General features: G+C 46.6%; 18 protein-coding genes. 5 read left to right on the forward strand and 13 right to left on the reverse strand.

Going from position 1 to position 14,298, the window contains the following annotated elements:
* The first annotated feature begins 217 nt into the window (after positions 1-217).
* Positions 218-658 carry a cation:proton antiporter domain-containing protein gene (locus tag KNO71_RS11340; RefSeq protein WP_078146920.1) on the forward strand — a complete coding sequence of 147 codons (441 nt, stop codon included), beginning with the start codon at positions 218-220 and terminating at the stop codon, positions 656-658.
* A 46-nt stretch (positions 659-704) separates the two neighbouring features.
* Here KNO71_RS11340 and KNO71_RS11345 read toward each other — a convergent pair whose 3' ends face one another.
* Positions 705-1,493, reverse strand: a complete 789-nt coding sequence (locus KNO71_RS11345) for a LysM peptidoglycan-binding and 3D domain-containing protein (protein WP_214688708.1) — start codon at positions 1,491-1,493, stop codon at positions 705-707.
* Between the two features lie 208 nt (positions 1,494-1,701).
* Here KNO71_RS11345 and KNO71_RS11350 point away from each other — a divergent pair, with 208 nt between their 5' ends.
* Complete coding sequence (locus KNO71_RS11350; RefSeq protein WP_214684266.1) at positions 1,702-1,962, forward strand: DUF1294 domain-containing protein; 261 nt, start codon at positions 1,702-1,704, stop codon at positions 1,960-1,962.
* Positions 1,963-2,106: 144 nt separating this feature from the next.
* Positions 2,107-2,910 (forward strand): helix-turn-helix transcriptional regulator, encoded by an 804-nt coding sequence (locus KNO71_RS11355; RefSeq protein ID WP_214684267.1) that lies wholly within the window; start codon positions 2,107-2,109, stop codon positions 2,908-2,910.
* Positions 2,911-2,926: 16 nt separating this feature from the next.
* On the opposite strand, the gene KNO71_RS11360 is transcribed toward KNO71_RS11355, so the two are convergent.
* Positions 2,927-3,685 carry a glucose 1-dehydrogenase gene (locus KNO71_RS11360; protein ID WP_214688710.1) on the reverse strand — a complete coding sequence of 253 codons (759 nt, stop codon included), beginning with the start codon at positions 3,683-3,685 and terminating at the stop codon, positions 2,927-2,929.
* Positions 3,686-3,866: 181 nt separating this feature from the next.
* Between KNO71_RS11360 and KNO71_RS11365 the strand changes: the two genes are divergently transcribed.
* Positions 3,867-4,703 carry an alpha/beta hydrolase gene (locus tag KNO71_RS11365; protein ID WP_214684269.1) on the forward strand — a complete coding sequence of 279 codons (837 nt, stop codon included), beginning with the start codon at positions 3,867-3,869 and terminating at the stop codon, positions 4,701-4,703.
* Between the two features lie 37 nt (positions 4,704-4,740).
* On the opposite strand, the gene KNO71_RS11370 is transcribed toward KNO71_RS11365, so the two are convergent.
* The 7 genes from KNO71_RS11370 to bglA form a co-directional block, all read right to left on the reverse strand.
* Positions 4,741-5,694 (reverse strand): alpha/beta hydrolase, encoded by a 954-nt coding sequence (locus tag KNO71_RS11370; protein WP_214688711.1) that lies wholly within the window; start codon positions 5,692-5,694, stop codon positions 4,741-4,743.
* Positions 5,687-6,241: a helix-turn-helix domain-containing protein gene (locus tag KNO71_RS11375; protein WP_214688713.1), complete on the reverse strand. Its 555-nt coding sequence runs from the start codon at positions 6,239-6,241 to the stop codon at positions 5,687-5,689. The genes KNO71_RS11370 and KNO71_RS11375 overlap by 8 nt, the downstream gene beginning before the upstream one ends.
* 120 nt (positions 6,242-6,361) lie before the next feature.
* Positions 6,362-6,625, reverse strand: a complete 264-nt coding sequence (locus KNO71_RS11380; RefSeq protein ID WP_159562307.1) for an excalibur calcium-binding domain-containing protein — start codon at positions 6,623-6,625, stop codon at positions 6,362-6,364.
* Between the two features lie 194 nt (positions 6,626-6,819).
* On the reverse strand, positions 6,820-7,572 hold the full coding sequence (locus KNO71_RS11385) for an SDR family oxidoreductase (RefSeq protein ID WP_251031981.1): 753 nt from the start codon (positions 7,570-7,572) through the stop codon (positions 6,820-6,822).
* A gap of 87 nt (positions 7,573-7,659) precedes the next feature.
* Positions 7,660-7,983, reverse strand: coding sequence for an ArsR/SmtB family transcription factor (locus tag KNO71_RS11390; protein ID WP_074037016.1), 324 nt, complete (start codon positions 7,981-7,983; stop codon positions 7,660-7,662).
* Positions 7,984-8,052: 69 nt separating this feature from the next.
* On the reverse strand, positions 8,053-8,862 hold the full coding sequence (locus KNO71_RS11395) for an MBL fold metallo-hydrolase (protein ID WP_251031982.1): 810 nt from the start codon (positions 8,860-8,862) through the stop codon (positions 8,053-8,055).
* A 90-nt stretch (positions 8,863-8,952) separates the two neighbouring features.
* Entirely contained in the window at positions 8,953-10,389 is a 1,437-nt protein-coding gene (gene bglA, locus KNO71_RS11400) for a 6-phospho-beta-glucosidase BglA (RefSeq protein ID WP_214688717.1), read from the reverse strand.
* Between the two features lie 136 nt (positions 10,390-10,525).
* Here bglA and KNO71_RS11405 point away from each other — a divergent pair, with 136 nt between their 5' ends.
* Complete coding sequence (locus KNO71_RS11405) at positions 10,526-11,236, forward strand: GntR family transcriptional regulator (protein WP_214688719.1); 711 nt, start codon at positions 10,526-10,528, stop codon at positions 11,234-11,236.
* Positions 11,237-11,285: 49 nt separating this feature from the next.
* Here KNO71_RS11405 and KNO71_RS11410 read toward each other — a convergent pair whose 3' ends face one another.
* The 4 genes from KNO71_RS11410 to KNO71_RS11425 all read right to left on the reverse strand — a co-directional run bounded on the left by KNO71_RS11410 (position 11,286) and on the right by KNO71_RS11425 (position 14,297).
* Entirely contained in the window at positions 11,286-11,747 is a 462-nt protein-coding gene (locus KNO71_RS11410; RefSeq protein WP_214688721.1) for an NUDIX hydrolase, read from the reverse strand.
* Between the two features lie 25 nt (positions 11,748-11,772).
* Positions 11,773-12,285, reverse strand: coding sequence for a hypothetical protein (locus tag KNO71_RS11415; protein WP_214688723.1), 513 nt, complete (start codon positions 12,283-12,285; stop codon positions 11,773-11,775).
* Positions 12,286-12,485: 200 nt separating this feature from the next.
* Positions 12,486-13,220 (reverse strand): hypothetical protein, encoded by a 735-nt coding sequence (locus KNO71_RS11420; RefSeq protein ID WP_214688725.1) that lies wholly within the window; start codon positions 13,218-13,220, stop codon positions 12,486-12,488.
* Between the two features lie 15 nt (positions 13,221-13,235).
* Complete coding sequence (locus KNO71_RS11425; protein WP_214688727.1) at positions 13,236-14,297, reverse strand: DUF58 domain-containing protein; 1,062 nt, start codon at positions 14,295-14,297, stop codon at positions 13,236-13,238.
* Position 14,298: the final 1 nt, after the last annotated feature.

Consider the following 14,298-nt stretch of genomic DNA (forward strand, 5'->3'; position numbering starts at 1 on the left):
TACCCGAAATCAGACTATCTTAGCAAATGTTTTTCCTGATTTGGGTATACATTAATGAAGAAGTGAAGAAACGGGGGAAGCTTATGGAAGACATGATGATTGGGTTCAGCTTACTTGTCCTCATCGGTGCACTTTCGCAGTGACTCGCTTGGCGTTTTGACTTCCCAGCCTTCTTGATTATGACGGTTGCAGGGATGCAAATTCAAAGCATGGACATATGCATATTCTGAAACAGCTTCGTGAGTTTAAAGAGAACATTTCGATTTTACTGGTTTCGACAGTCTTCATCATTCTGACGGCAAGTTTGACACGTGATAGTTTACTCGCCATTTTCGACTGGCCTCTCCTCTTGTCGATTCTCGGAATCTTATTTTTTGTCCGACCGATCTCGGTGCAGACGTCGCTCCTCGGTTCTCCACTATCCGCGCAAGAACGGGCACTCATCAGCTGGATTGCCCCTCGAGGTATTGTTGCGATGACGGTGACCGGTTTCTTTGCACAAGAGATTGCCGAACTGGGAATTGAAGATGCGGAACGGATGTTGCCAATCACACTCGGTTTAGTCGTAACCTCTGTCGCCCTACATGGATTGACGATTAAACCACTCGCGAAGCGACTCGGACTGACGAAAGTGAAGAATCCTTGGGAGAAGATATAGACAAAAAAAGACACCGCCCGATGGCAGTGTCTTTAATCAGCTTGAATTAGTTCAAGACTTTGATTGTGATTGATTGGCGACCGAAAGCAAGTGCTTGCTCTTGTGTCGGCATCAAGATATCGATTTTATTTCCTTTGATGGCACCACCAGTGTCTCCTGCGATGGCTTCTCCGTATCCTTCAACCCATACTTTAGAGCCGAGCGGAATGACAGAAGGGTCAACCGCGATGACTTTTTGGTTCGGGTTCGAACGAACGTCGATTCCTGTCGCTGTGATACCAGAACATCCTGCACAATATGGTGTATAAGCTGTTGCTTCCACTGTCATTGTCTGACCTGAAGCCGGAGCTTGGGTTTGCGTTGTAGACGATGCAGTTTTCGTAACTGGTGCTGATGTCGATGTCTTCGGTGTTGTTGTCTTCGCATCATTCGCTACAGATGCAGCGGCTGCACCTTTCACGGCGAACTCTTGTCCAGGGAAAATAAGATCTGAATCAAGACCGTTCCAAGTCATCAATTGATTGACAGAGACCCCGTGGTTCAATGCGATACGATAAAGTGTATCACCTGATTTAACTGTATACGTTTTAGATACAGTAGAAGCTTGTGATTTCGCTTCTGCCTTTCCAAGTTTCAAGACTTGGTTCGGATAAATCATATTTGAGTTTAAGCCGTTCGCTTGTTTGATGTCATTTACAGAGACGTTGTTGTTCACGGCGATACGATAGAGTGTATCTCCAGACTGAACTGTGTGTGTTGATGCTGCCGAAGCTGGAGCAGCGACTCCTAAACTAAGGCCAGCGAGTGCCGTTAGTGTCAATAGTGGTTTTTTCATAAGAATATTCCTCCCTTTTCTAACGCCCCCTTACTGTAACACCTGTATATTTCACAGCGATTACAGGACGATATGAGAGTGTTATCAGTTCATTTACAGAACAATTCATGGGGATGAGAGGATTCAGAAAATTGTTTTAATCCATAAGAACGGCTTTCTAGAGCCATTCTAAGATATAATAAGGAGAGAAATAAGGAGGTTTTGGTCTTTGGAACTATTACTGCTATATTACATTGTGACTAATTTACTATCGTTTGTGTCATATTTTGTCGATAAACGACGGTCTCGCGTCGGAGCTTGGCGTATTTCGGAGCGGACGTTGTTGACGATGGCATGGATTGGTGGGGCGTTCGGTGCTTATGTGGCGATGCGTGTCTTTCGACATAAGACATTGAAGCCGAAATTTCGGATTGGGGTACCTGTCGCGATTCTCGTGCATGCTGCGTTTACCGGTTGGCTGATTTTTTAAACTCTTATTATAGAAGAAACTCGATTGTATCTTTTAATGAACGATGATTAAAAATGTCAGATTCGTCCCAGTTCATGCTCATTTCAAAGTGTTTCTCCGTGAACAATCGAAATGAAATGTCGGGAAATTTTCAAAACGAGGAGGATGGCGCTTTTGAAGAGTATCGAGATGATTCGTCACGGAGCATTGACATTAAAGGTGACTGATCATTTTACTATTCTTTTTTGCGAGTCTGGGACGTCCGTGATTCGAGTGAATGGAGTAAGCCTCACCCTTCATTCGAGAGAAGCCGTTCTCTTGGCACGAGGACAAAGTCTCGTGGTTGAGAAAATCGAGGAAGCGTCACCGATGAGGTTACTCGAGTTTGATCCGACTGCTTTGTTCCATCCCGAGTTGGCGAAGCGATATGTGACGCCATATCTAAATACTGAAAAGTCCATACATATGATAAAACCGGAACGAGGTCATCAATCTATTATTCAGACGATTGAACGGGCCGTTCAACATTTATCTGCGGACGGTCCACTCGCATTGATGGATGCGACACTGCAGTGTACGGTCATCTGGCGCTACTGGATTCAGCAAGAGGGTGAAGTGATGAAGAATGAGAACAAACGGGAGAGCCTTCGTCTGATGCTCGCTTATATCGAGTCTCATCTAGAATATAAGCCCACGTTAGCTCGAATCGCGACTGCGGGTAATGTAAGTCGCAGTGAATGTTGTCGGTTGTTTACTACGTTCGGGAACACCTCTCCACTTGCGTATGTCCAAGTTAAAAGGATGGACCGGGCCGCAACTCTATTAATGGATTCGATTGAATCGGTTGCTGACATCGCCAATCGCCTGAGCTACTCAAGCGTCAGTCACTTCGTACAGACATTCAAAGCACATCATTCGATCACCCCGCTCGCCTATCGAAAACAATACCAAAGGAAAAGAGCCGAGTAATTTCGGCTCTTTTCCTTTATCTTGCGGTCCATCCACCATCTGCCTTCAAAACATCACCATTCACGAAGCTCGAATCATCCGATGCTAAAAAGAGGGCGACGTTCGCGATTTGTTCGGGCTCACCCATCGGCGCTTCCCCCGCACCTTGGATGGCACGCATCCCGAGTTCGCTCGGTGCCGTGATCGTTGACCCGATATTCGTATTGACCCCACCCGGTGCGATGGCGTTGGATCGAATCTTACCGAGCGTGCCATGGGTCGCCGCGATGTTCTTCGTCAATCCGATTAACGCATGTTTCGATGCGACATACGCCGCACCACCGCGAGTGCCGAACAATCCTCCGACGGATGCATTGTTGATGATGACGCCACCACGATCCTGTTTCTCCATCACTTGGATGGCGGCACGTGCTAGTTTCATCGGTCCGGTCAAATTGACGCCAAGGACTTTGTCCCATAGTTCATCTGTCACTTCGCCCACCGTCAGGAAGTTGTCCATGATTCCCGCGTTATTGACGAGAATGTCGACCGATCCGAACGTGTCTTTCGCCGTACCGACGAGGTTGTCGATATCCGTTTGATTCGTCACGTTACCAGCAATGCCAAGAACTTCCCCACCCGCTGCTTTGATTTCATCAACCACCGCCTGCACAGCATCTTCATTCAAGTCGAAGGCGACGACCCGTGCGCCTTCCTTCGCAAACAGTTTGGCGATGGCCCGCCCCATGCCTGAACCTGCGCCAGTGACGATTGCCGTTTTCCCTGAAAGCTTCATTCCTCATTCCTCCTTTAAAGGTCAGAACGTATACGATGTGTGATGACAGTAATCTGCCTGTCACTATGATATACCCACATTTGGTCGGGAGCCTCCTGAAAAACATGGCGATTTTTCTTCAATTGACTCCCAGCAATCTTTATACTTGAATAAAAGCCACTCTATATAAAGGAGAGATGACGTGAGACAGTTCCATGCAACCGTCCATGGTCGAGGTGAACCGGTTCTTTTTCTTCCCGGTGGGGGATTCACTGGGTCACAAGGCCAATTATTTGCCGAAGCATTACATAACGATTTCGAAGTTCACCTGTTAGATCTACCTGGGTTTGGTGAGAGTGAGGGACTACATACATATGCGACTTCAAAAATACTCGCGGACTGGATCGAAGCATACCGAACTTCACGACAACTGGAGTCCATTCGTTTGATCGGACACTCGATGGGGGGTGCCATCGCCCTGGCGTATGCGGTCCATTACCCAGACCAGGTCAGACGTTTGATTCTCCTCGACCAAGGACATAAGCCGAATGCCATGATTCCGTTTCGTGAATATGGCATCTTCGGATTCGCTTTGCCGCTTTTGCGACTGCTGTATCACAACGTACCACTGAGCTTCTTGAATTGGATCGAAACGCAGGCGAGCCAACGTGTCTCTGTCTTTTCCGAAGAACAGTTCCAACTGTTCTGTCAACGGATTGGAGTCGAGCCGACGTCATCGATTCGTTCTGCTGTCGAGCAATCGGCCCGTCTTTCGACCGGTGGCTTACATTTGTTGTTTGGTTATGATGGATTGGATTTTAAGGACTTGCTACGACGCGTCCAAGTCCCGACGCACCTGTATTATGCGGATTTCACGGGGATTGATTTGAAGGAGGCGAAGCGAACGCTCCATCATGTCAAACGAGCGGAACGACACCTTCACCCCTCTGTACAATTGATTGCCATACCAGGTGGACACTTCGTTCAGTGGAGCCGTCATTTCTCGATGGAAAACGTTCTGCGGTTCTTACATACATAAAAACAAGACAGCGGAGAGGTTTCCGCTGTCTTGTTCGTCATGATGCCCAGTCGTGGCGCTTTAGCCATTCGTGAAGTTGGTGGTGAAGCTCAGGATGGAGCGGTTCACTGAGTTGTGAACGATATTGTTTTTTCACGTCCAAAATACTCATCTCACCATCGAAATGTTTCAACATATGGTCCATGTCCTTAATCTTTTGTACCTCGATATGCTCTACGTGAAGTGCATCGAGCTCATCTAGATGTTCGACGGCCGTTTGAACGTCCCGATCTCCTGTCAGTGCGAACGTCGGAATGTTCAATCGAACTAATCGTTCCCGAAGTGACACGTCTGTGTGTGCAAGATGCTCCCGTAACCATTTGGCAGGGAACTTCATCAGCTGGATCCGCATCGTATCCTGATCCGTTGCTGTGACGCGCTCGAACAGTTTTTGTTGTTTCCCGACGACCGACTTCTCATTCAAGCTAAAGCGAAGCAGTTTACCCTTGATCCCTTTCGTACGTTTCACTTCATCGAGTAAGGCATGCGCCTGTTCCTGCATGCTCGTCTTCAAGGCGACACCGGCACCAGACAACAGGATGAGACCAGAAACGGATTCACGTTCTGCTGCGAGTGTCGTGACGATACATCCTTCGCTATGGCCGAGCAATAAAACGTCTTGTGAGACATGCTCATGAGATTTCAGATAACGGACGACCGCCGACACGTCATCAACGAGTCCTGTCAGACCGACGCTATGTCGATTGCCACCACTCTTGCCAATCCCCCGTTTGTCATAGCGTAATGTGATGAATCCTTGTATCGTCAGCCATTCTGCTAAGTCTTTATACAAGTTTGACTTGAAGCCGGTACCGTTTCCGTCACGTTCCAATCCTCCCGTCCCTCCGATGAGGACGATGGCTGGAAAGGACGACCGTTCCTGATCGGGTGTCGTTATGGTGGCAGCAATGGTTGTTTTTCCTTGAATCAACACCTCTTCTTGTTTAAACATCATCCATCTCCTCCTTTTCTTCGACCGGCATGAACGCATACGAGAATTTTCGTAACTTCCGTTTTTCGGACGGTTCATGCTCGAGCGCTTCCTCTAAGAGATCGTAGAGACCTCTTAGGAATCGATCACTCTCGGCATCAGACAGATAAAGTGGGATACTCCGAAAGCCGACCTTGTCTCCTTGAAGGTCGATTTTGTCCCGCTTTAAATAGTCTCCGAAATCCATGAGCAGTGACATCGCGAACGTGTAACATATTTTATATAGTTGTTCACGATCTTCCTCTTCGACGACTTGATTGACAGCGGTCAATGGATTGTTTTGAATCGCGTACACTTTTTCATACACCCCACGTACTTTGTTCTCACTTGCGACAGATAAAATCTCGTCATGTACCATCTTGTTGATATGGCGATAGAGGCTCGCTTGGGGCACATCGGGAAGCAACTTTGCCAACTCTCCGGTCGTCACTTGCTCCTTCATGAGAACGTGCTGAAAAATTTTCATGCGAATCGGGTTTAACAGACTTTTTAAAACGTCTTGATTCATCATCTTCACCTCATTATTATCATATTTGATAACATTATTACTTATGATAATATTATGCGTCCGAATATGTGTCTACGTCCATATAAAAAGCCGCCCTCATTGGCGGCTATATACATGTTCTTATCTCTCACAGGCGATTCCATCTTTGTCGCGATCACGTGCTTTGTTCGCGTCATATAGTGCTTTACTTACATATGGCGTGTAACGTGTCTTACCACCTTTATTTTTCGTCGTCTTTGACTTGGCTACACCACCTTTATACGTTTTGTTTAACTCTGTACAGTTTTTAAATGTCTTGACCGCTGCATCTACTGATTTTGTCGGTGTTGAAGACAATCCGATGACTAGAATGAATGTTGAAAGTGCTAGCATGACTTTTTTCATGAAATCCCTCCTCTTAGATGGTATATCGGGTAATTTTGTGTGAGTTGAATCATTCTCAAAACGACATAAAAAATCCTTCTCATTTTCTATAGTTTCTATAGAAAACAAAAAGTATATGATTCATTATTTCTTTTCAACGACACCTCGGACAATCGCGAAGAATACCCGGTTCGGAAGATAACGCTTGAGGGCAATCAAAAGGCCCGCTTGTTTACCTGCTGGATAACGGAGTCGTTTCTTCCGTTCGGTCGCGGCTCGCCAAATCGTCTCAGCGACAACGTCTGGACCTTCGGCGTTCGCACCAGCGGCATTCGTGTTATGGAGCACAACCTCTGTGTAGCATCATATACATCGAGCGGTTGGTCACGGACGAGTTCTTGGGAACGACCGTAAAAGTCTGTCTTAATCGGTCCCGGCTCAATCAATTTCATGTCGATATTGAAAGGTGCCAACTCGAACTGGAGCGATTCGATGAATCCTTCAATCGCCCATTTTGAACTGTGATACAAGCTGTAAATTGGGAATGTGATCTGTCCACCGACGGAGGAAACGGTCACGATCCGTCCGCTCCGCTGTTTACGGAAGTATGGCAGTGCTGTCCGGATCACATTCATGACCCCGAATACGTTCGTATCAAATTGCCGTTGAATCTGTTCGGGAGAGGCTTCCTCGAAAATTCCGACCGCTCCGTATCCAGCATTGTTCAACAACACATCCATCGTTCCGTGATCCGAGACGATTTGTTTAAATGCCTCTCGGATACTCGTCTCGTTCGTCACATCTAGTTGATAGAGAGACACCCCTTTTAGGTGAGACAGTTCTTGATGATCTTCAGGTCTTCGCATCGTAGCGGCGACATGCCAGCCTCGTTTGCTGAACAGTTCGACCGTCGCTCGGCCAATTCCGCTCGATGCTCCTGTGATGACAATCGTTTGTTTTTGGTTCATATTCATCCCCTTATAATGTTTATATGTTTAAACTTTTAAACTCATTGGTGAAAAAGAAGCCTTTCTCCCTGTTTCCAAAAAGAAAGGTTATAAGATACATTCGTCTTCAATCGCTCGTGTCAGTGCCTTCAGCAGTCCGACCGCGTTCTCGAGCGTCAGGAAGTAAAAGTTCTCTGTCCCGACTTTCTCTGATGAGACGATGCCCGCTTGTCGAAGTAGTTTGAGATGATGCGAGATGGCCGGTCGAGACAACTCAATCTTCTCATCAATCTGATTGACGTTTAAGCGTTCATGTTTGGCGATCTCGACGATGATGCGTTGACGATTGACATCGGCTAATACTTGGAACAATGGAATCGCATCTTCAAATAAAGATAACGAGACTTCGGGTGTGGCATCTGGTTGTTTCATATTCATCACTCCGTTTAAAGGTTTAAACGTTTAATCCTGTACTAAGAATACTAGGTGATCCGCCTTCTGTCAACGAAGTTGTTCGTACACTTCACGTAGAATGCTTGCAATCATGTGTCTCGAGTCATAATCCCGCTTGGATATTCGGACGAGCGGCGATGGTTCGGGGAAGAGCTGGGCATTGATGTCGTCAATGTTGTAGCCCGCTGCAGTTTTTGTTATCACGTTATCAGTCAAACGTTCTAGATAATCGAGCTTTTTGGTCAGTTGCTCCCTTCCCTGTTCGAGATGCCCGGCGTGTTGGCAATAAACTTCCTCGAAATTAAGACTCAGAACACGTTTGAGAGAACGAATCTGTTCAGGTACCGACTCCTCCGGAATCATCACCTTCGGATAAGGATGGACGAACAAATCACCCGAGAACAGCCGACCGTTCTCCTCGTCGTATAAGACGACGTGATTCGGTTCATGACCAGGTGTATGGATTACCTGATAAGTATGATGTTCTGATGTGATCTGATTGTCATAATAGGCAATCGGGTGAAACGGTTCGGGGTCTCCTGAAAAGCGTGCCCGATAATCTGGGATGTCTAGCCCCGTCCGGCACATGTCCCTGGCGGATTCTCGTATGTAAATTGGGACACCGTATGTCCGTTCAAGCCAGGCTGCCGTTCCGATATGGTCTTCATGGGGGTGCGTGATGCTGACAAGATCGATTGGAACCGACTCATAAAACGGTTGAAGTTCGGGTAGCATCGTGCGTGTTCCCGTATCGATGAGCATCCCGTCGATATAATACACATACATCGACATCTCGAATGGACCGTTCTTTACGTTGGCACAAACAGCCGTCACCGGTCCATAGTTCTTTATTTGCATCATGCGTCCCTCCAATTTTTCACTTTTCTTCATTATATCGAAAAAGAGCAAAGACCTGCAGACATTTCACAGTTCTTTGCTCACCCTTATTTAGAGATTCTCTCCATTCGTCGCGATGACCCGCTTATACCAGTCGAACGAGTCTTTCTTCATCCTCTCCATCGATCCGTTCCCTTCATTGTCACGATCGACATAAATCATCCCGTACCGCTTCTTCATCTCTCCCGTCGTGAACGAGACGATGTCGATGATACCCCAAGGTGTGTACCCGATCAAATCGACCCCGTCATAGAGGACGGCTTGCTTCAATTGTTCGATATGTGCCTTCAAATAGTAGATTCTGGTCGCGTCATGAATCTTCCCGTCGACAATCTCATCGACGGCACCAAATCCATTCTCGACGATGAAGAGCGGGATTTGGTATCGATCATAGAGTCGGTTGAGCACATAACGGAGACCGACCGGGTCAATCGCCCAGCCCCAGTCACTCGACTGGATATACGGGTTCTCGACGCCGTTCGGCAAACCACCGTTGACGATATCTCCGCTGTTGTCCGCGACGACGTCACTCTTCACGGTCGTCGACATATAGTAACTGAAACCGAGATAATCTACCTTTCCGTTCTGTAGGATTTCTTCGTCCCCTTCAAGGATTGGGATGTTATAGCCTTCCCGCTCGAACTCGTTCAAGGCGTAGCTCGGATAGAAGCCGCGTACTTGTACGTCCGGGAAGAAATAGCGTTGACGCATCATCTCTTCGGCGAGCATGACGTCATCTGGGTTTGATGAATACGGATAAATCGGTACGTGAGAGACCATCGCTCCAATCTCGAAGTCAGGATTGATGGCTTTCCCTTTGGCAACGGCGAGAGCGCTCGCAATCAGTTCATGGTGTCCGGTCTGATACATGACTTCGCGGGCGTTCTCCCCTTCTTCTAAGAGGACTCCCGAATTCGTCCATAAGAAGAGTGGATTGTTGACGTCCATCTTGTTGTTGATTTCGTTGAACGTCATCCAGAATTTGACCTTGTCTTTGTAACGGTCAAAGCAGACCTCAGCGAAGCGGACGAAGTGCTCGACGACTTCACGATTTCGGAAGCCACCGTATTCACGGGCAAGATGGAGCGGCATCTCGAAATGCGAGAGCGTGATGATCGGTTCGATGTCATGTTTGAGTAACTCATCGAACAAATCATCATAAAATTGAAGACCCGCCTCGTTCGGTTCTGCATCATCCCCGTTCGGGAAGATGCGACTCCACCCAATCGAGGTACGCAAGCATTTCAACCCCATCTCAGCGAAAAGCGCCACATCTTCTTTGTAACGATGATAGAAATCAATTGCCTCATGGTTCGGATAAAACTCGTTCGGCTCGACCTTTTCCGTGATGCGGCGAGCGACGCCGTGTGCGCCTGCTGTCAGGACATCGACGACGCTCGGCCCTTTTCCGTCAGCGTCCCAACCGCCCTCGAATTGATGAGCGGCAAGCGCGCCTCCCCATAGAAAATCGTTCGGTAATGTCTTCATTGTAAGTCCTCCTTCACATGAATCGTACACGTCAAGTATAATTGTACCGGTACAATTTAACAAGGTCGATACACTTAAACATTTTTTGTTTTCTCATGATATAATAAAATCAGTGACGAAAAAGTGAGGAATGACCATGCTAAAATATCAACAGATTGCGAATGAAATCGAACAATACATCCACGAACAAAACTTAAAACAAGGCGATAAGCTCCCTGTCCTTGAGCAGATGATGAATCAATATGCAGTGAGTAAGAGCACTATCACGAAAGCTTTAGAGCTGCTCGAACGAAAGGGTGTCATTTTTCAACTGCGGGGAAGCGGCATTTTCGTCAGACGACATAATCGACCTGGCTATATGAGCCTCTTCTCGACCCAAGGGTTCAAGAGCAATCTCGGAGACCGTATCTTGACATCTGATGTGATTGATGTGTCTGTCGTGAAGCCAGACTCGACCGTTGCAGAGAATCTCGGGATTGACGTGTCGGACGATGTATATCGGGTCGAACGGGTAAGGTATGTGGATGGAGAGGTGCTCTGTCACGAGGAATCCTATTATGTGAAAGCCGTCGTGCCCTATTTGAATCGCGAAATTGTGGCAGACTCTATTTTCGATTATGTCCAAAGCGCGCTCGGCGTCACGATTGGATTTTCTGACATGTATCTACAGGTCGGGCGATTGACGGAAAGTGAAGCGGAACACCTCGGATTGCAAGAGAATGATCCGACACTTCGCATCGAGACGATCTTCCATCTCACGAATGGGAAACCATTTGACTATTCCCGCATCACCTATCATTACACACATTCACAGTTCGTCATTCAGGCGAACGGGCCCTATATGTAAAGACAACCCCTCATGCGTGCATGAGGGGTTGTTTGTCGAGAGATGAATATCACTTCACGACCGGGAGATTAACCTGTTCGACCCAATCGTCAATGAACCGACGTTGATGTTGATGTAATCGTGGTAGGTCTTCTCTTGAGAAAAATCGATGTTCGTGACTTTCGTCTGTCAATTGAGCAATTTCTCCTGAGAATGAATGGGTGTAAAAGATGACTTGAACACTATAGACGCGATCACCGTTTTCATAATTGGCATATCCCTCATCACCGGAATAGATTCCGAACAGTTTCAAATTATCCACGGAGAGCCCCGTCTCTTCGAGAGTTTCACGGATGGCTGTCTCTTCAAATGATTCCCCAGGCTCCATAACGCCACCGGGGATTCCCCAAACATGATGATCTTTTCGGTGTTGCAACAGAATTTGATTGTCCTGTTCGATGAGGACTCCACATCCTACAGTGATTAATAGATTCGATCCGATTAATTGACGCATATGCTGTATGTAACTCACTACACTACCCCTCTGTATTTAGAATTTAAAAAATCTTGATCTCCCCATTCACATGATCAATGAAATAGTACGTATCGTTAGCATCATGTGCGAGTATGAAATTTCCTAGTATATTTGGATGAAATTCAATAGTGAACGTCTCAAGCGTCTGCTCGTATGTCGGATATGAGAGGGACTGCCACACATTCTTCGCCTTCGGAATCTGAAGCTGAGGCAATAATTCGTCTTCAATCAATCCCTTCCAATCTGGGTTATGCAATATAAAGCGAAACACGTTTTCAAATGGAGCAAACGTCCCACATAAACCAAACGCCAATTTGATGGGAAACGCACCTCTAACCACATGTTCAAAAAATGTCTCCATTTGGACAATACCAGTTGTCGCGACACGTCTCACTTGGTTTCCTTGAAGCGTCAACCCGTCTTCGGAATAGCTCAGAATCCAATCCCTCTCTCCTCTTAAGACGATGATCTCATTTGAAGAAAGCGTCAATTCCGATTCTAACACCTCACGATTTTTGATGGTTTTGGTCGTCACATGCTCTTCTTCCTGACTTTTAAAAGAGAAGCGACGTTTTCTCGAATCCCTTACAGTCCGCTTACGTTCTATAAGTAATGGAAACTGTTCATTCTCCAAATGGCGAAAAATCAAGTAGGTTGCTTCTCTGTCTCTCAATGCATGACTCGGTATGACCACTAAGTCTAGTGGATTATGATGATTGGATAAGTCTTTTGACATCATGTTGCTTTTCGTCTCTTGAGGAACCAATATCCGAATGGCAATATCGCTAACACAGTAAAGCCAATCAATCGGTTGGTATTCGATGTTGGCTTATTTGACTCTGTCTCATCCGAATGGACTGATGATGAGTCGCCTGCTCCACCTATCATTCCTTCTTCGGCATCCCCTTCAATCCTTTCATTCTCTTCAACCAATAATACTTGAAACGCCTCAGTTGAAATCTCATCTCCGCTAATCATCTGTTTTGTATTAGATGTCAACGCCGTCAACATGTCCCCATCATAATCAAACCAAGCCGATTCTTCTGTGTACTTCACGAGATCGCCTTTTACGTCCGTCAACGCTTTCGGGGTTTCTTTATCTGAACCGAACGTTGAGAACGCATATGTACCCGCTGCTTGTTCATATGTTCCGATCACGTTGACCGGTTCGTCATCTTGAAAGACGGTCGCCACATATTCTTTCGTTGGGACGAACGTACATGTTTCTCCCGTTTTGTAACAAGAGGATGACGGTACGTATGTCTCGAGTAGTGGTCCGAACGAGATGTTCTCACTGTCTGTCATATGATAATTAGCCGGATCATCTCCCTGAATATGATCCATCACAATGTCATAAAAATATGCATCTGCAAAACGTTCCGCCGAGGATTCAGTCATCTCGGCTGATACGGTCCTCGTGCTTGCAAGTAGTCCGACACAACATATGAGTAAGCCCGTCATTCGTCGCATGTGTTTCTCCCTTCATCACCCTGAAGATTTCAGCAGCATCGCGTGATTGATGTGAATCAATTCGGCGTGAGGCTGTTTGTGACGACTGACATATGACGTGAATCGCGATGATGCGACAAATGCATTTGATTCATGAATCATCGCCAGTCGGACGAGAATGAGCCGTAATTGTTTTCTTCCTTCTCCCAGTGTAACACGGTCGACTTGGTTGTTTTTGTCGAGTCGGTTGATTAACAGCTCCACTTTGCAATCTTCTTTAATCAAATAAGAGACCCAATACGCCGTCTGTTGAATCAAGTCTTCATATTGCGCATGGAGGCCGTTCCCGAGCGGACCGCTCAAATCAAGGGAAATCGTGAACGTGTCGAGATTTTGTCGTTCGAACACTTTTGCCTGTACATGACCGACCTTTGAAGTGGCGACCCAGTCAATCTGTTTAGTCGGTTCCTTCTCATATCGTTTTGCACTCTGAATCATCAACGGATCGTTCAGCGGGGAGTGCTTGACGATACGGTCACCCATCCGAATCATTCGAGATTCGGTGATTGGTGACTTCGTGATGGTAGGTAACACAATCCATGAGGGCATATCCATCTCCTCATCCGTGAAAAAAAGAGTACCTAAATAAAACGGTAACGTGACACGCATCACACACATATGAATCGAAGCAGGTCCACGCTTCACAGCCGAGACGCTCACATGATGTATGTCCTGTTCGATCCTGGTGTCGTATGCCTGTGACCCGTCCTCGAATACCATCCGTTCATTACCCTCTAGTCGAATCAATAGCGGAACACCAAGGGCAATGATTCGCTCATACCCATCAATACGGACGATACATGATGTCTCATCGTCAATGAACAAGAGATCTTCTTTCTGCCGGATAGAAAATGAGACTTCGTTTGAAAGTGTTCGAATGATTCGTTTCCGGATGAACATGACGATTAATAATGCCCCGCATACATAAGCGATGGGCCATACATAAGGCATCCACATGGTGAGAAAACCGAGACTGACATAAGCCGGCCAAAGTTGGTCTTGAAGAATGGACGGTGTACTGATTTCGACCTGTCGCATC

Source organism: Exiguobacterium sp. s163, from assembly GCF_018617135.1.
Taxonomy (GTDB): Bacteria; Bacillota; Bacilli; order Exiguobacteriales; family Exiguobacteriaceae; genus Exiguobacterium; species Exiguobacterium profundum.

What these genes read in the sequence shown, in the direction of transcription:
- KNO71_RS11340 (WP_078146920.1), top strand. Translation starts at nt 218, where the DNA reads ATGCATATTCTGAAACAGCTTCGTGAGTTTAAAGAGAACATTTCGATT.
- KNO71_RS11345 (WP_214688708.1), bottom strand. Translation starts at nt 1,493, where the DNA reads ATGAAAAAACCACTATTGACACTAACGGCACTCGCTGGCCTTAGTTTA.
- KNO71_RS11355 (WP_214684267.1), top strand. Translation starts at nt 2,107, where the DNA reads ATGGCGCTTTTGAAGAGTATCGAGATGATTCGTCACGGAGCATTGACA.
- KNO71_RS11360 (WP_214688710.1), bottom strand. Translation starts at nt 3,685, where the DNA reads ATGAAGCTTTCAGGGAAAACGGCAATCGTCACTGGCGCAGGTTCAGGC.
- KNO71_RS11370 (WP_214688711.1), bottom strand. Translation starts at nt 5,694, where the DNA reads ATGTTTAAACAAGAAGAGGTGTTGATTCAAGGAAAAACAACCATTGCT.
- KNO71_RS11375 (WP_214688713.1), bottom strand. Translation starts at nt 6,241, where the DNA reads ATGAATCAAGACGTTTTAAAAAGTCTGTTAAACCCGATTCGCATGAAA.
- KNO71_RS11380 (WP_159562307.1), bottom strand. Translation starts at nt 6,625, where the DNA reads ATGAAAAAAGTCATGCTAGCACTTTCAACATTCATTCTAGTCATCGGA.
- KNO71_RS11385 (WP_251031981.1), bottom strand. Translation starts at nt 7,572, where the DNA reads ATGAACCAAAAACAAACGATTGTCATCACAGGAGCATCGAGCGGAATT.
- KNO71_RS11390 (WP_074037016.1), bottom strand. Translation starts at nt 7,983, where the DNA reads ATGAAACAACCAGATGCCACACCCGAAGTCTCGTTATCTTTATTTGAA.
- KNO71_RS11395 (WP_251031982.1), bottom strand. Translation starts at nt 8,862, where the DNA reads ATGCAAATAAAGAACTATGGACCGGTGACGGCTGTTTGTGCCAACGTA.
- bglA (WP_214688717.1), bottom strand. Translation starts at nt 10,389, where the DNA reads ATGAAGACATTACCGAACGATTTTCTATGGGGAGGCGCGCTTGCCGCT.
- KNO71_RS11405 (WP_214688719.1), top strand. Translation starts at nt 10,526, where the DNA reads ATGCTAAAATATCAACAGATTGCGAATGAAATCGAACAATACATCCAC.
- KNO71_RS11420 (WP_214688725.1), bottom strand. Translation starts at nt 13,220, where the DNA reads ATGCGACGAATGACGGGCTTACTCATATGTTGTGTCGGACTACTTGCA.
- KNO71_RS11425 (WP_214688727.1), bottom strand. Translation starts at nt 14,297, where the DNA reads ATGCGACAGGTCGAAATCAGTACACCGTCCATTCTTCAAGACCAACTT.